The organism is Microbacterium sp. Soil_C_42 (genome assembly GCF_057656735.1).
Genome location: NZ_JBDGJU010000001.1, coordinates 108875 through 133153 on the forward strand (window position 1 = coordinate 108875; position 24279 = coordinate 133153).

Sequence of the window (24279 nt, forward strand, 5' to 3'; positions counted from 1 at the left end):
CCTTGCACCTGCGCCGACGACTCTCCCCGCGGCGGCGCGTCGGGAGAAAGCCACCCCCTCTATGACCGCGACCGCGCCCGCCCTCGGACTGTCCCTCCTCGGCGGGGATCCCGACCACACCGCGCTGATCGCCGACGGCACACGACTGGACTACGCGGAACTGCGCGATCGGGTGCGGCGGCGCCGGGACCACATCGGCGACGTGCGCCGGCTCGTGATGATCGCCGCGGGCAACGCCGTCGAGCCGATCGTCACCTATCTCGCCGCGCTCGAAGGCGGACACCCGGTCCTCCTGGTCTCCGGCGACGACGACGAGACCGCGCGCGCACACCGCGCGTCGCTGATCGCACGGTTCGACCCCGACGTCGTCGCCCACGACGGGGTCTCGGGCTGGACTCTCGACGAGCGGCGCGCCGGCAGCCGCCACGAGTTCCACCCCGATCTCGCCGTCCTCGCGAGCACGTCGGGCTCGACCGGCTCGCCGAAGCTCGTGCGGCTGTCGGCCGAGAACGTCCGCAGCAACGCCGCGGCGATCGCCGAGTATCTTCAGCTGACCCCGGCCGACCGCGCGGCGACGACGCTTCCGCTGCAGTACTGCTACGGGCTGTCCGTGGTCAACAGCCACCTGCTGACCGGCGCGAGCCTGCTGCTCACAGACAGCTCGGTTTCCGACGACGAGTTCTGGCGCCGGGCGCGCGCGCACGCCGTCACCTCGTTCGCGGGCGTCCCTTACACGTTCGAGCTGCTCGAGGCGCGGGGCTTCGACGGACGCGATCTGCCGTCGCTGCGCTACCTCACCCAGGCGGGCGGACGTATGGCTCCCGACGCGGTGCGGCGGTTCGCGCACCTCGGCCGCGAGCGCGGGTTCGAGCTGTTCGTGATGTACGGGCAGACCGAGGCCACCGCTCGAATGGCGTACCTCCCACCCGACCTCGCGATGACGCACGCCGGCGCCATCGGCCGCCCGATCCCCGGCGGCTCTTTCCGCATCGATGCCGTCGACGGCGCCGAGACCGGCGAGCTGGTGTACGAGGGCCCGAACGTCATGATGGGGTACGCCCACGGGCCCGAGGACTTCCCGCTGGGGCGCACCGAGACGCAGCTGCGCACCGGAGACGTGGCGCGGCTGCGCACCGACGGGCTGTACGAGATCGTCGGCCGCATGAACCGCTTCGTGAAGGTCTTCGGCCTGCGCCTCGACCTCGATCGCGTCGAGCACCTGCTCGCCGACGAGGGCATCGAGGTGCGCGCGGCGAGCGCCGACGAACGGCTGCTGCTGTTCGCGACCTCCGAGCGCACGGTCGCCCGTGCCCGCGAGCGCGCCGCGTCACTCACCGGCGTGCCGGCGCGCGTGATCGGCGCCTACGCGGTGTCCGAATTCCCGCGGACCTCGAACGGCAAGCGCGACGACGCAGCCCTCGTGCGCTTCGCCGCCGCGCACGAGCGCAGCACGGCCACCCTCCGACCGGCGGCTCCGGCCGTCGTCACGGCAGAGACCGTGCGCGACCTGTACGCGACGCTTCTCGGTGAGCCCGCCGCGGGCATCGACGACACGTTCGCGGGCCTCGGCGGCGACTCGCTGAGCTTCGTCGAGATCTCGCTGCGACTCGAGGAGATGGTCGGCGCGCTCCCCCGGGACTGGCCGACGCGCACCCCGCGCGAGCTCGCGGCGTCCGCTTCGCCTGCGCAGGCACCCGCCGCGGACGCGGAATCGGATGCCGCGTCCGCCGGTGCCGCGGCGGCGCCGGTCACGCGGGCCCAGCGTCGCCGGCTCTCGTGGACGCGCCTCGAGACGCCGGTGGTGCTGCGGGCGGCGGCGATCTTCCTCATCGTCGCGACCCACGCCGATCTGTTCGACATCAAGGGCGGCGCGCACCTGCTCCTCGCCGTGGCCGGCTACAACCTCGCGAGATTCCAGCTGGCGCCCGCCTCGGGCACCGCGCGCCTGCGGCGCCTCGGGCGCAGTGCGGCCCAGCTCGCGGTCCCCGCGATGCTGTGGATCGGCGCGGTGGCACTCCTCAGCGGCCAGTACGCGCCGACGACCGCGGCGCTCGTGAACAACTTCGTCCCCGGCGACGGCCGGTGGAACGAGCAATGGCAGTTCTGGTTCCTCGAGGCGATGCTCTGGTCGTTCGCAGGCGCGGCGGCGCTGTTCGCGGTGCGCCGCGTCGAGCGGCTCGAGCGCCGGGCGCCGTTCGGGTTCGCCCTGGTCGCGCTCGCGGTCGCGCTCGCCGCCCGCTTCGCGATCGCCGGGCCCACCGCCGAGCACGTGGAGCGGTACGCCGCCCCGGTCGTCCTGTGGCTGGTGGCCCTCGGATGGCTCGTGGCGCGCGCGGACACGACCGCCCGGCGGGTCCTCGTCTCCGTCGTCGCTGTCGTCGCGACGTTCGGCTTCTTCGGCGAGCCGTGGCGCGAGGCGATCGTGGCGGGCGGGATCCTCGCGCTCGTCTGGGTGAGGGCCATCCCGCTTCCGCGCCTCGCGGTGCCGCTCGTGGTCACCGTGGCGGCAGCATCCCTGTTCGTGTACCTCACGCACTGGCAGGTGTATCCGCCGTTCGAGCAGAGCGCGCCGTGGCTCGGCACGCTGCTGTCGTTCGCCGTCGGCGTGATCGCGTACCGGCTGTACGTCAGCGCCGCCGCCGGGGCTGCGGCCGGGTGGGCGTGGCTGCGCCGCGCGACGGCACCGGTCAGCCTGCGGCTGCGCCGCGCGTGAGGACGCTGCCCGTCGCGGTGGTCTCGCCTGCGGCGTAGAGCACGACGCCGCCTTCGACGACCACGCGCACGGCCGTGCCGGGCGCGAACGCGGCTGCGCGGTGCTGCGGCACGCGGTACATGAGCTCGGCCTCCAACTCGCCGGTGCCGACGCGAAGCCGCAAATCGGCGGTCGACCCGGCCGGACGCACCGCGACGACGGTGCCGTTGGCCACCGGCGCCAGCGTGGCTGCGGCCCCGTGCGCCGCGGCGGCCACGCGCAGCTGTGCGGGCCGCACCATCGCCCTCACGCGAGAAGCGCCGCCCGACAGGTCGTGCCGCACGGCCAGCCGGCCGAACCCGCACTCGACGCCGTCCGCGTCGGAGCGCGCGGGAACCACCAGTGCATCACCGAGGAACAGCGCCACGCTCGCGTCGATCGGCGCGTCGTACACCGCCATCGGGTCACCGGACTGCACGAGGCGACCGCCGACGAGAACCCCGACCTGGTGGCCGAACGACAGAGCCTCGTGCTGGTCGTGCGTCACCAGCACGGCGGTGACGCCGCTGCGCTCCAGGACGTCGACCACGGCGTCGCGCGTCGCGGACCGCAGGCCCGTGTCGAGCGCGCTGAAGGGCTCGTCGAGAAGGATCACCCCGGGGTTCTGGGCGAGCGCGCGCGCCAGCGCCACCCGCTGCTGCTGACCACCCGAGAGCTCGTGCGGCATCCGCGCGGCGAGGTCGGGGTGCAGGGACGCGAGCTCCAGCAGCTCGCGCACGCGCGCGGCGCGAGCGGGTCCGCGCGGAAGCCCGAAAGCGATGTTGCGGGCCACCGAGAGATGCGGGAACAGCGCGCCGTCCTGCGCGACGTAGCCGATGCCGCGGCGGTGCGTGGGCACGGTCCTTCCGTGCCCCGACAGCTCACGATCGTCGAGGCTGATCACCCCGGCGTCGGGGTCGATGAATCCGGCGACCAGGCGCAGCAGCGTGGTCTTGCCGCTTCCCGAGGCGCCGACGAGTGCGAGCCGCGTGCCGCGGGGGACGTCGAGCGAGACATCGCGCAGCACCTCGGTGCCGCCGTACGCCTTCGACACGCCCTCCAGCCGAAGGGTCATCTGAGGGTCCTCCCCGTCGCGTGCGTGAACATGAGGGCGACCGCGGGCACCGACAGGAGCACCAGCAGCACCGCGTAGGGTGCGGCGGTCGGGTAGTCGAGGGCGGATGCGGCCGACCAGAAGCTCGTGGCCACCGTGCTCGTGCCGGTCGGGGCGAGCAGCAAGGTCGCGGTGAGCTCGTTGGCCGCGCCGAGCGCCACGAGGGCGGCGCCCGCTCCGATCGCCGGGAGCAGGAGCGGCACGGTGACCCGCAGCCGGGCGGCGGCAGGCGGCACCGCCAGGGCCCGCGCGGCCTCCTCGAGCGATTCCGGCACCTGCGAGAGTCCGGCGCGCAGCGGCACCAGCGCTCGCGGCAGGAAGATCACGACGTAGGCCGCGACCACGGTGAACGCGGTCTGGTACAGCGACGGCGCGAAGGCGAGCGTCACCGCCACGAACGAGAGCGCCACGATGATCGCCGGAAGGCTGCTCGCGAGATAGGCCGCCCCCTCGAGCAGCCGTGACACCCGTCCCGGGTAGCGCACCGCCAGCCAGGCGAACGGCAGGGCGACGGCGATGGTGCAGAGCGCCCCCGCGAGCGCGAGACCGAGCGTCTGGAGCGCCGCGATGCCGACGTCGCCGAAGGCCGCGGCATCCGCTCTCATGAGCCATCGGACCACGCTCGTGAGCGGCACCACGAGAGCGCCCACGAGCACGGCCGCCACCACGGCGAGCGCCGGCACCGTCAGCCGGCCGAGCCCCAGGGCCTCCGCCGGATGGGGAGAGCCGCCGCCGACACGGGCGTAATGGGCGCGGCCCCGGGCAGCCGACTCGGCGCCGAGGAGGATCAGGCACAGCAGAGCGAGCACCAGCCCGAGCGCGGCCGCGTTGGGGCCGGCGAACATGCTCTCGTACGCGACCACGATGGCCGTGGTGAACGTGTCGAAGCGCAGGAACGCGAACGCGCCGTACTCGGCCAGGAGGTGAAGGGCGACCACGAGGGCGCCGCCGAGCACTGCGAGCCGCAGCTGCGGCGCGACGACGCGGAAGAACACGGCCCACGAGCCCATGCCGAGAGCGCGCGCAGATTCCTCGAGCGCAGGGTCCAGACCCCGGATCGCCGCGAGGGCGGGCAGGTACACCAGGGGGAAGTAGGCCAGCGTCGCGACCAGCACCGCTGCCCACAGTCCGTTCATCGACGGGATGGCGCTCGCCCAGCCGTAGCTCGCGACGAACGCGGGGATCGCCAGCGGGGCAGCCAGGGCGACCTTGAAGACCCCGCCGCCCGGCAGCGTCGTGCGTTCGACGAGCCAGGCGCCGCCCACGCCGAGGACGACGGTCGCCGGCACGCCGATCACCACCAGCAGCACCGTGTTGACGAGCAGCTCCGCGACCTTCGGCCGGAAGACGAGGGCCGACAGCTGGTCCCACCCCATGGCGAACGCCGCCTGGACGACGTAGCCGATCGGGATCAGCGCGCCGAGGGCCAGCACCGCGACGACGACGACCAGCCCGGCGGGCGGACGCCTCTCGGTCGTGCCGCGCGCGGGTGCTCGCGTCTGCAGCTGGGTCAGAGGAGTCCGGCTTCCGTCATGAGCTCGATGACCGCGGGCCCGTTGAGCGTGGACGGGTCGATCACGGGTGCGTCGAGCTCGGCGAGCGGGGGCAGCTCGGGCTTGGCGGGGACGTCGGAGGCGACGGGGTACTCGAAGCTGTAGCCCTCGCCGAGGATCTTCTGCCCCTGCTCCCCCGCGATGAACGCGAGGAACTGCTGCGCCTCGTCGGCGTGGGGGGCGTTCTTCAGCACGCCACCGCCCGAGATGCTGACGAAGGCACCCGGATCCTGGTTGCCGAAGTAGTGCAGCTTCGTGTCGGCGCTGTCTTCGGCTGCGGCGTCCTGGTCGCGGAACCAGTAGTAGTGGTAGATGATGCCCATCGGCACCTCGCCGGCGTTGACCGCCTTCATCGTGACGATGTTGTTGCGGTACTCGACCGCGTTCTCGGCCATGCCGTCCAGCCAGTCGCGTGCGCCGTCCTCACCCTGGGTCGCGAGCACGGCCGAGACGATGGCCTGGAAGTCGGCCTTCGCAGGCGCGGCACCCCACTCGCCCTTCCACTGCGGGTCCGCGAGGTCGAGAAGCGATGCCGGGAGCTCGCTCTCCGAGATCAGCTCGGGGTTGTAGACCAGCACCGTCGAGCGGGCGGCGATCCCCGTCCAGAGACCCGAGGACGGACGGAACTGCTCGGGAACGAGCGCCAGGGTGGACTCGTCCACGGGGGCGAAGAGGTCCGCGTCCTCGACGAGCGACATCGCCGGAGAGTTCTCGGTGAGGAACACGTCGGCCTTGGAGGCCTTCCCCTCCTGCACGAGCTGGTTGGCCAGCTCGCTGTCGTCGCCGTTGCGGAGCACGACCTCGATGCCGGTCTCGGCGGTGAACGCGTCGGCCCATTCCTCGGTCAGCTGCTCGTGCTGGGCGTTGTAGACGACGAGGGCGTCCGGATCGGCGGCGTCGTCGCTCGCAGCTCCACCGGCGCAGCCGGCCAGGGCGAGGCCCGCCACCACCACCGGTACGACGAGGAAATGGCGCAGGCGCGCGGAAGACGGGCGGCGTGAAGGCATGGGGAACCCCTCGGAAACAGACAGGTAAGGCTAGCCTAAAGCACGCGATCGCCGTGTTTCGTCCGGTTCCGTGCCCTCCTGTGCCGGATCGGTCAGTACCAGATGCTCAGGCGCGGCGCCGTGTGCCAGCCGAGCACGCGGGTCGCCATGGCGAGCGCGTCCGCGGATGCCTCGGCCGAAGCATCCGTCACCGACACGCGTCCCGCCGCGGCAAGAGTCGCGAGCGAGACACCGCCGAGGTACGTGGCGGACAGTTCGGCGACGCCGAGAGCCACCGTCGGCGCATCGATCGATTCACCGTCGCCGAGGATCCGCACGCGTGCGGCGCCGCGCTCATCGGCCTCGAGCAGGTAACGGCCGGCGGCGATGCCGAGCGAGTCCGAGACGTCGATCAGCAGCGTGCCCGGGCCGCCGTAGCGACGGGTCTCGAGCGCGGCGACGACGTCGATGATCCGCAGGTATTGGTGGTCGCGCACGCTGACCTTCGCCGCGCGCTGGTCCGCGATCATCCACAGCAGCGGCTCATCGACCGACAGCTCGCCCGCGTGCACCTCGGCCACGAGGTCGAGCTCGAGCAGGAACCGCCACAGCGCCGCGTACGCGTCGTCGGTCTCGGCCAGCAGGTAGTGGACCGAGACGGTCGCCTTCGTGAAGTCGTCGTGGTTCTCGCGGACCGCGTACACCGCGACTCCGCGCACCTCGCCCGCCGCGTCGGAGTACTGCACGGCGCGCTTCTCGGCGGTCTTCTCGGCGGCGGGGTGGGTGCCGGCGAACCCGTCCCAGTGACCGCCCGGCACGTCGATCTCGCCCGGGTGGCGGTGCCGCACCCGCTCGTGCAGGGCCGGCATCAGCTCGCGCACACGCTCGCGGCCGATGAAGTCGATGCGCCCGGCGGGCTGCGGGCCGATCCAGCCGGCGCGCTTGGTCTCGATCGTCCAGGAGGCGCCCGCTGCTGCCGGGGCGAACCCGTACCGCCCGTACAGCGGCGACTCGCTCACCGTGAGCATCGCCATCGGGATGCCGGCCGCCTGGGCCGCTCGCAGCTCCCCCTCGAGCATCGCGCGGGCCACGCCCTTGCGCCGGTGCGTCGGTGCGACGGTCACGGCGGAGATCGCGCACGAGGGGATCATCGCCTCGCCCGGCACCGTGAGCTCGCCGAGCCACGACGCGATGGTCGCGACGGGAGCGTCCATCGGCGACTCCGGGTCGAAGACGCCGGTGAGCCGACGGTAGCCGCTGCGCTCGCGCGTCGCGGCGATCTGCTCCGCGGTGCGCTCTGCGTCCTGGAAGCCGCGCGCGACCGACTGGAGCCAGCCGACGTACTCGTCGCTGTCGACGGCGATGCGCCGGTAGTCCAGTCCGTTCGTCGCGAGCCGCCCGGCCGACTCCTCGTCGACCGGACCCGCACGGAAGGCGGCGCGTTCGGTCTCGCTGATGCGGCCGTATGCCGAAACGGACGTGCTCATAGATTCTTCCTCTCCGCGCCCGCGAGGGCTCAGGTGGGTGTGCGGCCGGTCGGGGCCCGGCTCAGGTGACCAGGCGCGCGCCGGCGACCGGCCCGTGCACGTGGAGCGCCTCGTAGCCCGCGGCCGACAAGGTGATCTGCAGTTCGAGCGCCGACTCCGGGTCGACGGTCAGGAAGGCCAGCGTAGGGCCTGACCCCGACACCATGCCGGCCAGAGCGCCGGACTCCTCGCCGAGCTCGAGCACCTCGCGCAGCTCGGGGCGCAGCGACAGCGCAGCGATCTGCAGGTCGTTGCGCGTGTGCTCGGCGAGCGCGATGGGGTCGGCGGCCCGCAGCGCGTGGAGCACGCCGGGCGCGACCGCCGGCACCCGGGCACCCGCGTCGATGTCGGGCCGCGCACGCAGCTCGTCGAGGTGCGCGTAGACCTCGGGGGTCGACAGTCCGGCGTCCGACGGCACCACCACCCAGTCGAAGCGGCCCTTCGCGAGCGCCGGGCTCAGCTCATCGCCCCGCCCGGTGCCGACGGCCGTCCCGCCCATCAGGGCGAAGGGCACGTCGGCGCCGAGGCGTGCGGCCAGCTTGTGCAGCTCGGCGGTGCCGAGCTCGGCCCCCCACAGCGCGTCGCATGCGACGAGGGCGGCCGCAGCATCCGCCGATCCTCCGCCCATGCCGCCCGCGACCGGAACGTGCTTCACGATGTCGAGGTGCACGCCGCCGGCATGGCCGATGCGCTGCGCGACGAGCCGCGCGGCGCGGACGGCCAGGTTGCGGTCGTCGGCGGGGACGCCGGTCACGTCGACGGTGCCGGAGATCGACACGGTGAACTCGTCGGACGGCGACGCCCACACATCCTCGTACAGCGACACCGCCTGATACGCCGACGCGACGTCGTGGTAGCCGTCGTCGTGCACGCCGCCGACCTCGAAGAACAGGTTGAGCTTGCCCGGCGCCCGCACCCGCACGCCGTCCGCGGCGAGAGCCTGACTCACCGGTTCGCCGATTCCGCCCAGAGGTCCACGTCGATGCCGTCCGACAGGGCGTCGATGCGCTCCTGCTCCTCGACCGTGAAGGCCGGCCCGTCGAGCGCCTTGAGGTTCTCGTCGAGCTGCGCGGGACGCGAGGCGCCGATGAGCGCGGACGCGACGACCGGGTCGCGCAGCACCCACTGGATCGACATCTGCGCGAGCGTCTGCCCGCGCTCCTTCGCGATGACGTCGAGCGACCGCAGCGTCGACAGGCCCTTCTCGCTCAGCGAGCCGCTCGGCAGCGACCCGCGCTGCTGCGCGCGCTCGGCCGACCCGTCGCCGAGGTACTTGTCGGTCAGCAGCCCCTGCGCGAGCGGCGTGAACGCGATCGCGCCCATGCCCTCCTGCCTGAGCACCCCGGTCAGCCCGTCCTCGACCCAGCGGTTCAGGATCGAGTACGCCGGCTGGTGGATGACGAGCGGCGTGCCGAGCGAGCGGGCGACGGATGCTGCGACCGCCGTCCGCTCGGCGCTGTAGGACGAGATTCCGACGTAGAGCGCCTTGCCCTGCCGCACCAGCGTGTCGAGCGCGCCCACCGTCTCCTCGACCGGGACATCGGGATCGACGCGGTGCGAGTAGAAGATGTCGACGTAGTCGATGCTCATGCGCTTCAGCGACTGCTCGGCGCTGGAGATGAGGTACTTGCGCGACCCGCCGTTGCCGTAGGGGCCGTGCCACATGTCGTAGCCGGCCTTCGACGAGATGATGAGCTCGTCGCGGTACGGCGCGAAGTCCTCGCGCATCATGCGCCCGAAGTTCGTCTCGGCGGTGCCGTAGGGCGGGCCGTAGTTGTTCGCCAGGTCGAAGTGGGTGATGCCGCGGTCGAACGCGTGGCGCAGCAGCGCCCTCTGGTTGTCGAACGGGATGTTGTCGCCGAAGTTCCACCAGAGCCCGAGCGACACGGGCGGCAGCGTGAGCCCGGAGGTTCCGACCCGGCGGTAGTCCGCACCGGTGTAACGGTCGGCGTCGGCGGTGTAGGGGCGGTGGAGGTCTCCTCCACGGGACAGGTAGCGCGCGTCTTCGGTCACCGGTCCAGGCTAGCGAGGTCGGACTGCTCGCGCAGGGGAGGATGGGAGGCACATCGACCGCGCAGTTGTCAAGGGGCTGGGTGCGAAACGTCGTCGTAACGGACGCTCCGTAGTGTCGAGACCCCGGGGGCGCGCATCCGCGCCATCACCCGGTCGACGAGAAGGAGGACCGCATGACGCTCCTGTCTGCACTGCCCCACGCGGCCGACCCCTGGAGCGTGCTCGTGGAGCGCGCCGACGTGGTCGTCGACCGCGGCATCCTTCATCTCGTCCACGACGATGTCGCGCCGCACGAGGCGCGTGATGCCGACCTGCTCCTGGTCGCCGACGCGCTCGACGACGCCGGCGTCGACACGCTCCTGATCCGACACGACCGCGCCATCCCCGCGCTCGTGGTCGACGTCCGCGATCGCGAGGCTGCGACGGCGGCCCTCGCCGCGATCTGCACGCGCGAGCCGCTGTACGTCAAGTCCAAGGGGCGCGCGCCTCTTCTCGCCTGCGACGCCCCACCCGCTCCGGACGCGCCCTCCGCGATGCGCGTATACCGCCCCCGCCTGACCCGGTCCGGATCGCTCCGCTACGGTGCGGCGCTCGGCGTGCATCTGGAGTTCTGGCGCTTCGGCGAGGACACGGTCGAGGCTCCGCGCGACAACGCGCTCATCCGGAAGCAGACACCCGTCGAGGATCTCGCCTATGAGACGGTCGAGCGCCACGGTCGCACCTGGCGCACCGTCGCCGGCATGTTCGCCCCCCAGCCGCTCGAGGTCACCGACGAGATCGACATCGTCTTCTCGTGGGTCGATGCCTCGTCGAGCGACTTCCGGCGCCAGCGGGCGGCCCAGCTCTCCGAGTACGTGGTGGGCGAGGGCGATGACGGACCCGCGCGGTACCGGCACGTCGACGAACTCCGCTACGCGCTGCGCAGCGTCCACATGTACGCACCCTGGGTCCGGCGCATCTTCATCGCCACCGACTCCCCCGCCCCGGCCTGGCTGCTCGAGCACCCCAAGGTCACCATCGTGCGCAGCGAGGAGTTCTTCGCCGACCCGTCGGTGCTGCCGACGCACAACTCCCACGCGATCGAGGCGCAGCTGCACCGGATCCCCGGGCTCGCCGAGCATTTCCTCTACTCGAACGACGACATGTTCTTCGGACGCGCCGTCGAGCCCGAGCTGTTCTTCACGCCCGGCGGGGTGACGAAGTTCGTCGAGTGCGAGGTGCGCATCGGCGCCGGCGACCCCGCGCTCCACCGCAGCGGCCACGACAACGGTCTGCGCGTGAACCGCGCGCTCCTGCGGGAGCGGTTCGGCCGCACCATCGTCCGCGACCTCGAGCACTGCGCGGCGCCGCTGCGCCGCAGCGTCATGGCGGAGCTGGAGCAGACCTTCGCCGAGGACTTCGCCCGGACGGCGGCATCCCGATTCCGCTCCGCGACCGACATCTCGGTCACCAACAGCCTGTACCACTACTACGCACTGCTGACCGGACGCGCCATCGCCACGCGCGCCCCGCGCGTGCGCTACGCCCAGACGACGCTCGCGGCGGGCATGCGGCGCATGGAGCGGCTCGTCGAACGCTGCGACGCCGACATGTTCTGCCTCAACGACGGCGGCGAGGCCGAGGTGCCCGAAGAGATCCGGGTGCGCGCCCTCCGCAGCGCGCTCGAGCGCATGTTCCCCGTGCGGGCGCCGTGGGAGCGCGACGAGCTCAGCGCAGCACGGGAATCGGCTCGGTCGGCGCATCCCTCCGGGCGGCGATGAGCGGGGCCACCCCGGCCGACAGGAGCCGGCGCGCCGCTTCGTCGGGGTCGATGTACTCGAGGGCCCGCGGCGCGTCCACGGGCACGACCGAGTGCACCACCGTGTCGTCGTACACGTGCACGATGCTGAACGCCTGCGCGCCGTCCTGAGGACGCGTACCGCCGACGGGCACCGTGAGGTCCTGCGCGTAGCAGGTCGACGACGCCACCGACACCGGGATGCCGGCGAACGTCGCGAAGGTCGAGTAGTGCAGGTGACCGGCGAGAATCGCACGCACGTCGGTGCCGCGCAGGACCGCCGCGAGCCGCCGCTGATCGCGCAGCTCGACGCTCGCGGCGAGCGGCAGCACGCTCGGCACGGGCGGGTGGTGCATCGCGAGGATCGTGCCGAGCGGCGCCGGGGTGGCCAGCACGTCGGCGAGCCAGGCGAGCTGCGCGTCGCGCAGCTCGCCGTGGTGGTGACCGGGCACGCTCGTGTCGAGAGTGATCACGCGGAGCCCGTCGAGCTCGTCGACCCGATCGACGGGGCGCGCATCGGATGCCTCGTCGTGCAGGCCCGCCCGGAACGCCCCACGCTCGTCGTGGTTGCCCATCACCCAGAGCACGCGCGAGCCGATGCGCTCGGCGAACGGCTCGACAAGCGCGCGCAGCGCAGCGTATGCGCCGGGCTCGCCGAGGTCGGCGAGGTCGCCGGTGACGACGATCGCGTCGGGGCGGATGCCGCTCGACTCGATCGCGCCGACCGTCTCGGTCAGCCGCGCGGTGCCGTCGACCGCGTCGAAGAGGTGCGGGGTCGCGGGCGCACGCAGGTGCGTGTCGCTCAGGTGCAGCAGGATGCGTTCGGGGGCCGGGTACTCGGCGGTGCGCATGTCAGATCACTCCGGTCCGCCGGGAGGCGAGGTGCCGAGGAACCGGACGACGGACGCTCGAATGTTACCGGCATGTTTCGCACGGTTCCCGACGGCGCGGTGAAGATTCGCTGAATTTCAGCTTTCCGAGATGCTTCCCGCGGCGACCGCGATGCGCACGTAGTCGTCGATCGAGAGCTCCTCGCCGCGCGCGGTCGGCGCGACTCCCGCGCTCTCCAAGATCACGGATGCTGCGGCCGCCGATCCGCCGAGCACCCCGGCCGTCGCCTGCCGGAGCATCTTGCGCCGCTGCTGGAACGCGGCATCCACGATCGCGAAGGTCCGCTTGCGCAGCTCCTCCCCGCCGCGCGGCTCGGCGGCACGGCGGAAGCCGACCAGCACGCTGTCGACGTTCGGGACGGGCCAGAACACCTGCCGCGACACGGTGCCCGCGAGGCGCCACGGCCCGTACCATGCGGCCTTCACGCTCGGTGCGCCGTACACCTTCGACCCGGGCGGGGCGGCGAGTCGCTCCCCCACCTCGGCCTGGACCATGACCACGCCGCGGTCCAGCGCCGGGAAGTGCTCGAGGAAGTGCAGCAGCACCGGCACGCTGACGTTGTACGGCAGGTTGGCGACGAGCACGGTCGGGTCCCCGGGCAGCTCGGTCACGCGAAGGGCATCGGCGTCCACGACCGTGAGCGCGCCGTCCGCGACGCCGTGCGCTGCCGCGGTGGCAGGCAGCCGCTCAGCCAGCCGGTGGTCGATCTCGACGGCGGTGACGGATGCTCCGGCCTCGAGGATGGCGAGGGTGAGCGATCCGAGACCCGGCCCCACCTCGACCACGCGGTCGCCCGGCTCGACCTCCGCGACGTGCACGATCTTGCGGACCGTGTTGGCGTCGACGACGAAGTTCTGCCCCAGCTTCTTGGTCGGCGTCACGTCGAGTTCGGCGGCCAGCGCGCGGATCTCGGCCGCACCGAGGAGTGTCACGGGCATGCGTTCACTGTACGGCGTGCGCGCACCCGATCTCGGATCCGCAGGTGCGGATCACGGGCACGACACGCCGGTTGCGGATGCCGCCACCCGGCGTTTCTTCTCACCGCTCCGCTCGTGCGGATCCGATTCTGCGTACGCGTGCCGCCCGCCGTTGCGGCCCGGACGCTAGCGTGGCATGCATGAACTCGACCGGATCGATCCCCGCAGACGCGTTCTCCCTGCGCAGTCCCTACGGCCGGCGAGCGATCGGCCTGTCGGTCGCGGCCGCCGTCGGCGGGTTCCTCTTCGGCTTCGACTCGTCGGTCATCAACGGCGCGGTCGACTCGATCTCGAAGGACTTCGCGCTCAACGACGTCATCACGGGTTTCGTCGTCGCGATCGCGCTGCTCGGCTGCGCGGTCGGCGCGATCATCGCGGGCAGCCTGTCGGACAGGTGGGGGCGCCTGCGGGTGATGTTCCTCGGCGCCATCATGTTCTTCGTCAGCTCCATCGGCGCCGGTCTCGCGTTCTCGGCCTGGGACCTTGCGCTCTGGCGCGTGGTCGGCGGCCTGGGCATCGGCATCGCGTCGGTCGTCGCCCCCGCCTACATCGCGGAGATCGCACCCCGACAGATCCGCGGCGGGCTCGCCTCGCTGCAGCAGCTCGCGATCACGCTCGGCATCTTCGCGGCGCTCCTGTCGGACGCGCTCCTCGCCAACTCCGCCGGGGGCGCCGACAACGTGCTCTGGTTCGGCCTGGAGGCCTGGCGCTGGATGTTCCTCGTCGGGGTGATCCCGTCCGCCGTCTACGGCATCCTGTCCTTCACCCTCCCGGAGTCGCCGCGATATCTGATCGCGAAGGGCCGGTACGACCAGGCGCGCGAGATCTTCACCCGGCTGGTGCCGCCGGCCGACCTCGACCACACCATCCGCGACCTGCAGACCGCGATCGAGGCCGACCGCAAGAACGCGGGTGTGTCGCTGCGCGGGCCGGTGCTCGGTCTTCAGCGCATCGTCTGGGTGGGCATCATCCTGTCGGTGTTCCAGCAGTTCGTGGGCATCAACGTGATCTTCTACTACTCGACGAGCCTGTGGCAGTCCGTCGGCTTCGACGAGAGCGACTCGTTCACGATCAGCGTGGCGACGTCGATCACGAACGTCCTCGTGACGCTCGTCGCGATCTTCCTTGTCGACCGCGTCGGGCGCAAGCCGATCCTGCTGACGGGCTCGGTGATGATGGCGGTGTCGCTGGGCCTGATGGCGATCTCGTTCGTGTTCTCCGAGACGGACGCCGAGGGAGCGGTCACGCTGCCCGCCCCCTGGGGGCCGATCGCGCTCGTTGCGGCGAACGTCTTCGTGGTCGGGTTCGGCGCCTCGTGGGGCCCGCTGGTGTGGGTGCTGCTCGGCGAGATCTTCCCGAGCCGCATCCGCGGCAAGGCCCTGGGCGTCGCCGCGGGTGCGCAGTGGATCGCGAACTTCCTCATCACGATCTCGTTCCCGGCGATGTCGTCGTGGTCGCTGCCGCTGACGTACGGCATGTACGCCGCGTTCGCGGCGCTGTCGTTCTTCTACGTCCTGTTCCGGATCCCGGAGACCAAGGGCATGGACATCGAGCAGACGGAGACGCTGTTCCTCCGCAAGGACGCGAAGACCCCCAGTTGACGCGCCCCGGTGAAGGGGAGGTCCGCCACAGCTCCTAGGATGGCGGGATGCCTTCGCTCGGGGAACTGATCGCGCCGCGGCGCCTCGGAACGGATTTCCGGTGGCTGCTCGCGTCGTCGTGGACGAGCAATCTCGGCGACGGCATCGCGCTCGCGGCCGCTCCGCTGCTGATCGCCTCGCTCACATCGTCGCCCGTGCTCGTCGCCGCCGGAGCCATGATGCAGTTCCTGCCGTGGCTCCTCTTCGGTCTGTTCGCAGGCGCCGTCGCCGACCACCACGACCGGCGCCGCCTCGTGATGCTGGCGAACGGCCTGCGCGCAGTCATCGTGGCCGTGCTCGTGGCGTTCCTCGTCAGCGGGCAGGCCACCGTGTGGCTGGTGCTGGCGGTGGCGTTCCTCTACGGCACGGCCGAGGTCTTCGCCGATTCGGCCGGCAGCACGCTGCTGCCGATGCTGGTGAAGCCGGCCGACCTCGGCATCGGCAACGCCCGCATGCAGGCCGGCTACCTCGTCGCGAACCAGCTCGCCGGGCCTCCCCTCGGTGCCTTCCTCTTCGCGGTGGGCTCGTTCTGGCCGTTCGTGCTGCAGGTGCTGTGCGTGGCGCTGGCGGTGCTGCTCATCTCCCGGATCGCGCGCACCCCGGCGCCCGAGCACCCGGACTCCGGCCGCGGCAGCAAGGCGCACGCCATCCGCGAGGGTCTGCAGTGGCTGCGCCACAACGCACCGGTGCGCACGCTCGTCATCATCATCCTGGTCTTCAACGTCACATGGGCCGCACCGTGGGGCGTGCTCGTGCTCTACGCCACGGAGCACCTGGGAATGGGTCCCGTCGGCTACGGCGCCCTCACGACCGCGGCCGCGGTCGGCGGCATCATCGCGATCTTCAGCTTCGGCTGGCTCGAGAAGCACGTGCCCTTCTCGACGCTGATGCGGGTGTGCCTGTCGCTCGAAGTGCTCATGCATCTGTCGTTCGCCCTCACCACGTCACCGGCGGTCGCCTTCGCCATCATGTTCGGCTTCGGCCTGTACGCGTTCGTGTGGGGCACCATCTCGACGACCGTCCGCCAGCGCCTCGTGCCGATGGAGCTGCAGGGCCGCATCGCATCGGTGAACATGGTCGGCGTGTTCGGCGGCCTCGTGATCGGGCAGTTCATCGGCGGCATCCTCGCCCAGGTGTGGGGGCTCACCGCTCCCTGGTGGTTCGCCTTCGGCGGCTCGCTCATCACGCTGCTGCTCGTGTGGCGGTCGATCTCGCACATCGCGGCCGCGAAGCCGGTGCTGGACGACGAGTCCGCGAAGCAGGTCGCCGACGAGGACGAGCCCGGCGCAGGCGGACTCCCGCTGATCGACTGACGACTGTCACCTCGCCGAACCGAGAGACTTCCGTCGAGAAGCGGGACCTCACCCCGGGTGTCGGCCCGAGTCCCCGCGTTCGACGAGTGCGGCCAGGCGGTCTGCCCACTGCGCGAGACGAGGCACCCACGGGTCGGCCATCTCGCCCGCGTCGCAACGCCGCAGCGCCTCGGCGAACGGGACCCATTCGCTCTCGCAGACCTCGTCGGGATCCAGCACGACCGGCGGATCCCCCGGCACATGCGCGACATAGAGATCGAACAGCGCCGTCGCCTCGACGACCCGTCCCACCAGGACCAGCTGCGTCACCGGGAGCGGCACGCCTGCCTCCTCGTGCAGTTCGCGCACCGCGCCCTCGGCGCTGGTCTCGCCGGCGAGGGCGCTTCCCGCGGGGAACTCCCACGACAGCGGGTAGTCCTTGATCGCGGCGCGCCGGGTCATCAGCACCCGGCCGTCGCCCCGCACGAGGCAGACCGACGCGACGATGTGGAAGCGGCCCTCCGGGAACTCAGGGTCGCCGCGGCGGTGCGTGATGCCGATCGGCTGGCCGTCGGCATCCGTCACGTCCCACAGCTCGCCGTCGATGATCAGTCCTCGAACGCCCCGTAGACCTCGAGCGTGTTCGCCGCGATCTGCGCACACAGCTCGTCGACGTCGACGCCGAGCTCGGCGGCCATGTACCGCACCGTCACCGGGATCAGGTACGGCGCGTTCGGCCGGCCGCGGTGCGGGGTCGGCGTGAGGAACGGGGCATCCGTCTCGACCAGGATCCGCTCGCGCGGGATCACCGCGAGCGCATCGCGGAGGTTCTGGGCGTTGTTGAAGGTCACGTTGCCGGCGAACGACAGCCAGTAGCCGCGCTCGCCCGCGATGCGCGCCATGTCGGCGTCGCCTGAGAAGCAGTGGAAGACCGTGCGCTCCGGAGCGCCGACGCGCTCGAGCGTCTCGAGCACGGCGTCGTGCGCGTCGCGGTCGTGGATCTGCATCGCGATGCCGTGCTTCTTCGCGAGGGCGATGTGCGCTTCGAAGCTCTCGAACTGCGCGGGCCGGCCGTCCTCGTCGGTGCGGAAGAAGTCCAGGCCGGTCTCCCCGATCGCCCGCACGCGCGGCTGCGCGGCGAGCTCGTCGATCACCGCGATCGCCTCGTCAAGACGTCCGGCGGCCTGGTACGCGGGTGCCTCGTTCGGGTGGATGGCGACTGCCGCGAGCACGCGGGGGTGGGATGCTGCCGCCCACGCCGACCAGCGGCTCGAGTCGATGTCGCCCCCGGCCTGCACCACGCCGACCACGCCGACCTCGCCCGCGCGCGCGAGCTGCTCGTCGAGCGACAGGCCGACGCCGTCCTCGATCTCGAGGTGCGCGTGGTTGTCGTACACCGGTACCGCGAGCGGCTCAGGCGCCGCCGGGTACGTGACGTCGCGCGAGCCCTTCTCGCGCGTGCGCACGTACTGCGACGGGTCGGAACCCGCCTCGGGGTACGGAACCGGAGGTGTCGCCATCAGACCGACTGCTCGACGCGCGGGAACAGCGGCGCGAGGCCGTTCACGCTGGAGCCCGGCTTCAGCACGCCCCAGGTGCCGGCCGCGCGGATCGGCTGATCCTCGAGGCGCCCGATCGACTCGGCCGCACCGAGCGCGATCCAGAGCTTCTCGGTCGAGACGGGCATCACCGGCGACAGCAGGACCGCGAGGGCCCGCAGCCCCTCGGCGGCGGTGTAGAGCACCGTGCCGAGACGCTCGCGCTGGGCGTCGTCCTTGGCGAGCGCCCACGGCTCGTTCTCGGTGATGTACAGGTTGAGCGCGTCGACGATCGTCCAGATCGCGTGGATCGCCTCATCGATGCGGAACCGCTCGATCGCGGCGTCGGCGTGGGCGGCAGCATCCGCCACCGTCTTCTGGATGTGCAGGTCGGCGTCGGTGTAGGCACCTGCCGGGGGCACGACGCCCTCGTAGTACCGCTCGATCATCGCGGTCGTGCGCGAGGCCAGGTTGCCGAAGCCGTTCGCGAGCTCGGCCTGGTAGCGCGCGGAGAGGTCCTCCCACGAGAACGAGCCGTCCTGGCCGAACGCGATCGCCGACAGGAAGTAGAACCGGTAGGCGTCCGAGCCGAAGACATCGGTGATCTCGGTCGGCGCGATGCCGGTGAGCTTCGACTTCGACATCTTCTCGCCGCCGACGAGCAGCCAGCCGTGCGCGAAGACGCCGCGCGGCACCTCGAGTCCTGCGGCCATCAGCATCGCCGGCCAGATGACGGCGTGGAAGCGCAGGATGTCCTTGCCGACGATGTGGTAGGCCGGCCAGCGGCGGCCGAACTCCTCGGGGTCCTCGCCGTAGCCGATCGCGGTGGCGTAGTTGAGGAGCGCATCCACCCACACGTAGATGACGTGCGACTCGTCCCACGGCAGCGGGATGCCCCAGTCGAACGCCGAGCGCGAGATCGACAGGTCCTTGAGGCCGTTCTTCACGAACGACACGACCTCGTTGCGCGCCGACTCGGGGCGCACGAAATCGGGAACCGTCGAGTACAGCTCGAGCAGCTTGTCCTGGAACTCGCTGAGCTTGAAGAAGTAGTTCTTCTCCTGCAGCAGCTCGAGGGGCTTCGAGTGGATGGCGCACACCTTCAGGCCCTCGAACGCGCCGGTGCCGTCGACGATCTCGGACTCGGGCTTGAACTCCTCGCAGCCCACGCAGTACAGCGCCTCGTACTCGCCGGCGTAGATGTAGCCGCGGTCGTAGATCGCCTGCACGAACTGCTGCACGCGCTCCTCGTGGCGCTGCTGCGTCGTGCGGATGAAGTCGTCGTTGGCGACGTCCAGCGTCTTCAGCAGCGGGAACCACGCCTCGGTGACGAGCTTGTCGACCCACTCCTGCGGCGTCACGTTGTTCGCCGACGCGGCGCGCATCATCTTCTGGCCGTGCTCGTCGGTGCCCGTCAGCATCCAGGTGTCGTCGCCCGCCTGGCGGTGCCAGCGCGCGAGGGTGTCGACCGCCACGGTGGTGTAGCCGTGGCCGATGTGGGGCACGTCGCTCGGATAGTAGATCGGCGTCGTGATGTAGAAGGACGAGGGGCCGGAAGTCACCCGACGAGTCTAGTCAGCGCGGATGCCCCGCCCGCCGCTGTGACCGGACGCCCTCGTCCGGACCCGCCGATGCGCCCGAACGTAACACTCGTGCCCTGCGTTTCACGGGCGCCGTGCGCCACGCGGCCGCGGCGAGGCGCGTCGCCTCAGGCGCTGTCGCGGACGACCAGCGTCGTCGGGAGCGTGATGGGCGCGGGCCGTGCCCCGCCGATAGCCTCGAGGAGCGTCGACACCATCTCGCTGCTCAGACGCTCCCAGGGCTGACGCATCGTCGTGAGGGCGGGCTCATGCGTCGCGGCGAGACCGGAGTCGTCGAATCCCGCCACGGCGATGTCTTCCGGCACGCGCAGGCCCGCCTTGCGCAACGTCGCGATGGCGCCGGCGGCCATCATGTCGCTGGCGGCGAAGACCGCGTCGATGTCACGCGTGCGCTCCAGCAGGCGCGCCATCGCGAGCGCGCCGGACTCCTGGCTGTAGTCGCCCTCCTCGACGAGGACGGGGTCGAAGTCGTCGCCCATCTCCTCCTCGAACCCGACGAGGCGGAATCTGCCTCCCGGCGTGTCGTGAGGGCCAGCGATCATCGCGATGCGGCGGTGCCCGCGGCCGCGGAGGTACCGCGTCATCTCGCGGGCCGAGGCGATCTCGTCGACCGAGACCGTCGGCACCTGGGCCTCATGACCCAGCGGGATGCCGCAGCACACGGTGGGCACACCCGCCTCGAGCAGCTCGTCGACGAGCGGGTCGGATTCGTGCGACGAGATGAGGAGCACGCCGTCGACGTGACCGGCGCTCACGAAGTGGGCGACGTTGGCGCGCTCCGCCGGCGTGCCCGCGACCAGCAGCACGAGTGTCATGGAGCGCTGCGCGAGAGCCTCGGCCGCGCCGCGCAGGAGGAGCGCGAACGTCGGGTCCTGGAAGAGCAGGTGCTGCGGCTCGGTGAGCAGGAACGCGAGCGAGCCCGCCCGCCCGGTCGCGAGACTGCGCGCCGCGTGGTTCGCGGTGTACCCGGTGCGCCGGATGGCCTCCTCGACGGCCTCGCGCGCGTCGGGCGACACCCAGTGCCCGCCGTTGATCACCCGTGACACGGTGCCACGCGAGACACCCGCGGCCGCCGCGACATCGCGGATCGTCGGTTTGCGTCGCACGGACGTCGTCTCCCCCACGACGAGCGACTCTACCCCCGTGACGGGGCGGAAGGCGCGCCGACACGATCACGACTGTGACCGGTCACAGTTGCGTAACGGTTCCCGGGCCGAGCCTGCGTCGAGGCATCCGTCCGAGTAAGACTGTGACCGGTCACAGCCACTGCTGCGACCGAAGCGCACTGCACGAACTGCACCGACCCGATGGAGCGTCCATGACCTCGCCCGACCGCTGGCCCGAGATGCGGGGCATCGCCTACGGAGGCGACTACACCCCCGAGCAGTGGCCGCGGGAGGTGTGGCGCGAGGACGTCGCCCTCATGCGTGAGGCCGGCGTCAACCTGGTCAGCGTCGGGATCTTCGCCTGGGCCCTCATCGAGACGAACGAGGGGGTCTTCGACTTCGCGTGGCTCGACGAGCTGATCGACCTGCTGCACGAGAACGGCATCTCTGTCGACCTCGGCACGCCCACCGCGTCGCCCCCGGCATGGTTCTTCGCCGACCACCCCGACGCGCACGTCGTCTCCCGCGACGGCGTCACGATGGGCTTCGGCGCCCGCGGCATGGCCTCGCACGCGTCGCCCGCCTACCGTGAGGCGATCGTGCGCATCGCCTCGGCGCTCGCGGAGCGCTACGGCTCGCACCCCGCGGTGGTCATGTGGCACGTCCACAACGAGTACGGCGTGCCGGTCGGCGAGGACTACTCCGCACAGTCGGTGCGCGCGTTCCGCGGCTGGCTTCGCGAGAAGTACGGCACGCTCGACGCGCTCAACGCGGCGTGGGGCACCACGTTCTGGGGTCAGCGCTACGGCGAATGGGACCACATCGGCGCCCCGGCGGCCGCACCCTCCGTCGTCAACCCCGCACAGCGCCTGGATTTCGCCCGCTTCACCGACGCCCAGCTGCGCGCCTGCTTCGTCGCCGAGCGCGACGCGATCCGCGCCCACGCGACGCAGCCCATCACCACCAACTTCATGGCGAACCAGAGCTGGACCACCGACCTCTGGGCGTGGGCCCGCGAAGTCGACATCGTGTCGGACGACCACTACCTGTGGGCGGCGGATCCCGAGGGCGAGATCGGTCTCGCGATCGCTGCCGACCTCTCCCGCTCGGTCGGCGGGGGCACCCCGTGGATCCTCATGGAGCACTCCACGTCGGCGGTCAACTGGCAGCCGCGCAACGTCGCCAAGCGACCGGGTGAGATGGCACGCAACTCGCTGGCGCATCTCGCGCGCGGGGCCGATGCCATCCTCTTCTTCCAGTGGCGCGCGTCACGCTCGGGCGCCGAGAAGTTCCACTCGGCGATGGTCCCGCACGCCGGCACCTCCTCCCGCGTCTGGCGCGAGGTCGTGGAGCTCGGCGACGCGCTCGGGCGCCTCGAGGAGGTGCGCGGCTCGCGGGTCGCGGCGGACGTCGCCATCCTGTGGGACTTCGAGTCGTTCTGGGCGCAGGACCTCGAGTGGCGCCCGTCGGTCGACGTGTCGCACGCCGACCAGATCCGCGCGTTCTACGAGCGGCTGTGGCGCGACGGCATCACGGTCGACTTCGCCCTGCCCGGCCAGGACCTGTCCGCGTACAAGCTCGTGGTCGCCCCGGCGCAGTACCTGCTGAGCGCGGCGGACGCCGCGAACCTCACCCGCTACGTCGAGGCCGGCGGCACCCTGGTCGTCTCCTTCTTCTCGGCCATCGTCGACGAGAACGACGCCGTGCACCCGGGCGGCTTCGGCGCACCGCTGCGCGACGCGCTCGGCCTCGTCGTGGAGGAGTTCCTGCCGCTGCGCGAGGGCGCACGGCACACGGTCGGATGGGCCGGTTCGACCACGCAGACGCTCGCCGCCGACGCGTGGCAGGAGGACCTCGTCCTGCACGGCGCCGAGGTGAAGGCGACGTACGTCGACGGCCCGGGCGCCGGCAAGGCGGCGATCACGCGTCACGCGCACGGCACCGGGCACGGCTGGTACATCAGCACGCGATTGGATGCCGCGGGCCTCGCCACCGTCATGTCCGACGTGTACGCCGACGCGGGCGTGGCACCGTCGTCCCACCCCGAGGGCCTCGAGGTGGTCGTGCGCCGCGGCGAGAACGCGGACTACGCGATCGCGATCAACCACCGCGACGACGACGCCTCGCTCGCGGCATCCGGCGTCGAGCTCCTCACCGGCGCAGACGTCGACGACGAACTCGTCGTGCCCGCCGGCGGCCTCGCGGTCGTCCGCACGCCGCACACCTCCTGACCCACCCCAACCCTGCAACACCCCATCACCGAAAGGGAAATCATGCGAAAGCAGATCGCACTCGGAGCGCTGGCGCTCACGGCAGCGGTCGTCCTCGCCGGCTGCGCCGGCGCAGGCTCGTCCGACAACTCCGACGACGCGGCCGACAGCAGCGCAGAGCTCGTCGTCTGGACCGACGAGGAGCGCCAGACGGCGGTCAAGGACGCGGCCCAGGCCTTCGAGGAGGAGACCGGCGCCACCGTCAAGATCGTCAAGAAGAACTTCGAGGACCTCCGCAACGACTTCATCGCGCAGGTGCCGACCGGCGAGGGCCCCGACATCACCGTCGGCGCGCACGACTGGCTGGGCGCGCTCGTCGCCGCCGGCGTCGTCGACACGCTCGACCTCGGCGACAAGGCGTCGGAGTTCGAGCCCGTCGCCCTCGAGGCCATGACCTACGACGGTCAGCTGTACGCGCTCCCCTACTCGCTCGAGACCATCGCGCTCGTGCAGAACGTCGACCTCGTGGGCGCGGAGGCCCCCGCGACGTGGGACGAGATGATCCAGAAGGGCCTGGCGTCCGGCGCCGAGCGTCCGTTCGTCATCAACACCGCCGGTGAGACCGGCGACGGCTACACGATGTACGGCTTCCAGACGTCGTTCGGCGCCCCGGTCTTCGTGCAGGACGCGTCCGGCTCCTACACGACCGAGGTCGGCATGGGCGGCGCCGCGGGCGAGGCCTTCGCGACGTGGCTCGGCGCCAACGGCACCTCGGGCACCGGCTACATCTCGACGACCGTCGACTACGACATCAACAACGAGCTCTTCAACACCGGCAAGGCGCCCTACACGATCCAGGGTCCGTGGGCGATCAGCGCCTACACCGACGTGAAGAACATCGCCGTGAACCCCATCCCCTCGGCGGGCGGCGAGACGGCCGCTCCGTTCGTGGGCGTGCAGGGCTTCTACCTCAGCTCGCAGTCGAAGAACGCGCTGCTCGCGCAGGAGTTCCTCGTGAACTACCTCGGCACCGAGGAGGCGCAGCGCGCCCTCTACGAGGCCGACCCCCGCATCCCGGCGTGGTCGACGCTGGCCACCGAGGTCTCGTCCGACCCGATCATCGCGGGTTTCCTCGCGTCGGCCCAGAACGGCGTCCCGATGCCGAGCATCCCGGAGATGGGCTCGGTGTGGGACCTCTGGAACGCCGCGCAGTCGCAGATCATCAGCGGCGCCGACCCCGTGTCGACGTGGAACACGATGGTCGCCGATGTCCAGGCGGCGGTCGAGGGCTGATCCCGACCGGCTGAACCCGGCCACCGACACG

General features: G+C 71.5%; 18 protein-coding genes. 6 read left to right on the forward strand and 12 right to left on the reverse strand.

From position 1 onward, the window contains the following. Positions 1-61 precede the first annotated feature (61 nt). Positions 62-2713, forward strand: coding sequence for an AMP-binding protein (locus tag AC3A46_RS00530; RefSeq protein WP_487663300.1), 2652 nt, complete (start codon positions 62-64; stop codon positions 2711-2713). Here AC3A46_RS00530 and AC3A46_RS00535 read toward each other — a convergent pair. The 6 genes from AC3A46_RS00535 to AC3A46_RS00560 all read right to left on the reverse strand — a co-directional run bounded on the left by AC3A46_RS00535 (position 2688) and on the right by AC3A46_RS00560 (position 9923). Continuing rightward, positions 2688-3806, reverse strand: coding sequence for an ABC transporter ATP-binding protein (locus AC3A46_RS00535; RefSeq protein ID WP_487663301.1), 1119 nt, complete (start codon positions 3804-3806; stop codon positions 2688-2690). The two genes, AC3A46_RS00530 and AC3A46_RS00535, sit on opposite strands and share 26 nt — an antisense overlap. After that, positions 3803-5278, reverse strand: coding sequence for an ABC transporter permease (locus AC3A46_RS00540; RefSeq protein WP_487663302.1), 1476 nt, complete (start codon positions 5276-5278; stop codon positions 3803-3805). The genes AC3A46_RS00535 and AC3A46_RS00540 overlap by 4 nt, the downstream gene beginning before the upstream one ends. Before the next feature lie 77 nt (positions 5279-5355). After that, entirely contained in the window at positions 5356-6405 is a 1050-nt protein-coding gene (locus AC3A46_RS00545) for an iron ABC transporter substrate-binding protein (RefSeq protein WP_487663303.1), read from the reverse strand. A 92-nt stretch (positions 6406-6497) separates the two neighbouring features. Further along, complete coding sequence (locus tag AC3A46_RS00550; protein WP_487663304.1) at positions 6498-7871, reverse strand: GNAT family N-acetyltransferase; 1374 nt, start codon at positions 7869-7871, stop codon at positions 6498-6500. A 61-nt stretch (positions 7872-7932) separates the two neighbouring features. After that, positions 7933-8859: a 4-(cytidine 5'-diphospho)-2-C-methyl-D-erythritol kinase gene (locus AC3A46_RS00555; RefSeq protein WP_487663305.1), complete on the reverse strand. Its 927-nt coding sequence runs from the start codon at positions 8857-8859 to the stop codon at positions 7933-7935. Next, on the reverse strand, positions 8856-9923 hold the full coding sequence (locus AC3A46_RS00560) for an aldo/keto reductase (protein WP_487663306.1): 1068 nt from the start codon (positions 9921-9923) through the stop codon (positions 8856-8858). The genes AC3A46_RS00555 and AC3A46_RS00560 overlap by 4 nt, the downstream gene beginning before the upstream one ends. Positions 9924-10096: 173 nt before the next feature. Between AC3A46_RS00560 and AC3A46_RS00565 the strand changes: the two genes are divergently transcribed. Further along, positions 10097-11683 (forward strand): stealth conserved region 3 domain-containing protein, encoded by a 1587-nt coding sequence (locus tag AC3A46_RS00565; protein ID WP_487663307.1) that lies wholly within the window; start codon positions 10097-10099, stop codon positions 11681-11683. Here AC3A46_RS00565 and AC3A46_RS00570 read toward each other — a convergent pair. After that, the gene (locus AC3A46_RS00570; RefSeq protein WP_487663308.1) at positions 11631-12551 is read right to left on the reverse strand and encodes a phosphodiesterase; all 921 of its coding nucleotides are present in this window, start codon (positions 12549-12551) and stop codon (positions 11631-11633) included. The genes AC3A46_RS00565 and AC3A46_RS00570 overlap by 53 nt on opposite strands. Before the next feature lie 117 nt (positions 12552-12668). Then, positions 12669-13529, reverse strand: a complete 861-nt coding sequence (gene rsmA / locus AC3A46_RS00575; RefSeq protein ID WP_487663309.1) for a 16S rRNA (adenine(1518)-N(6)/adenine(1519)-N(6))-dimethyltransferase RsmA — start codon at positions 13527-13529, stop codon at positions 12669-12671. 179 nt (positions 13530-13708) lie between these two features. On the opposite strand from rsmA, the gene AC3A46_RS00580 reads away from it, so the two are divergent. Together AC3A46_RS00580 and AC3A46_RS00585 are read left to right on the forward strand one after the other, a co-directional pair. Further along, the gene (locus AC3A46_RS00580; protein WP_487663310.1) at positions 13709-15169 is read left to right on the forward strand and encodes a sugar porter family MFS transporter; all 1461 of its coding nucleotides are present in this window, start codon (positions 13709-13711) and stop codon (positions 15167-15169) included. Between the two features lie 47 nt (positions 15170-15216). After that, positions 15217-16521, forward strand: coding sequence for an MFS transporter (locus AC3A46_RS00585; RefSeq protein ID WP_487663311.1), 1305 nt, complete (start codon positions 15217-15219; stop codon positions 16519-16521). A gap of 48 nt (positions 16522-16569) precedes the next feature. Here the strand turns inward: AC3A46_RS00585 and AC3A46_RS00590 are convergent, their stop codons facing one another. The 4 genes from AC3A46_RS00590 to AC3A46_RS00605 all read right to left on the reverse strand — a co-directional run bounded on the left by AC3A46_RS00590 (position 16570) and on the right by AC3A46_RS00605 (position 20745). Then, positions 16570-17085 carry an NUDIX hydrolase gene (locus AC3A46_RS00590; RefSeq protein ID WP_487663312.1) on the reverse strand — a complete coding sequence of 172 codons (516 nt, stop codon included), beginning with the start codon at positions 17083-17085 and terminating at the stop codon, positions 16570-16572. A gap of 23 nt (positions 17086-17108) precedes the next feature. Then, a complete protein-coding gene (locus tag AC3A46_RS00595) occupies positions 17109-18020 on the reverse strand; it encodes a TatD family hydrolase (RefSeq protein WP_487663313.1) in 912 nt (303 codons plus the stop codon). After that, a complete protein-coding gene (gene metG, locus AC3A46_RS00600) occupies positions 18020-19600 on the reverse strand; it encodes a methionine--tRNA ligase (RefSeq protein WP_487663314.1) in 1581 nt (526 codons plus the stop codon). The genes AC3A46_RS00595 and metG overlap by 1 nt, the downstream gene beginning before the upstream one ends. Positions 19601-19746: 146 nt before the next feature. After that, positions 19747-20745: a LacI family DNA-binding transcriptional regulator gene (locus tag AC3A46_RS00605; protein ID WP_487663315.1), complete on the reverse strand. Its 999-nt coding sequence runs from the start codon at positions 20743-20745 to the stop codon at positions 19747-19749. A gap of 212 nt (positions 20746-20957) precedes the next feature. On the opposite strand from AC3A46_RS00605, the gene AC3A46_RS00610 reads away from it, so the two are divergent. Continuing rightward, a complete protein-coding gene (locus AC3A46_RS00610; protein WP_487663316.1) occupies positions 20958-22976 on the forward strand; it encodes a beta-galactosidase in 2019 nt (672 codons plus the stop codon). Between the two features lie 42 nt (positions 22977-23018). Further along, the gene (locus AC3A46_RS00615) at positions 23019-24248 is read left to right on the forward strand and encodes a sugar ABC transporter substrate-binding protein (RefSeq protein ID WP_487663317.1); all 1230 of its coding nucleotides are present in this window, start codon (positions 23019-23021) and stop codon (positions 24246-24248) included. Positions 24249-24279: the final 31 nt, after the last annotated feature.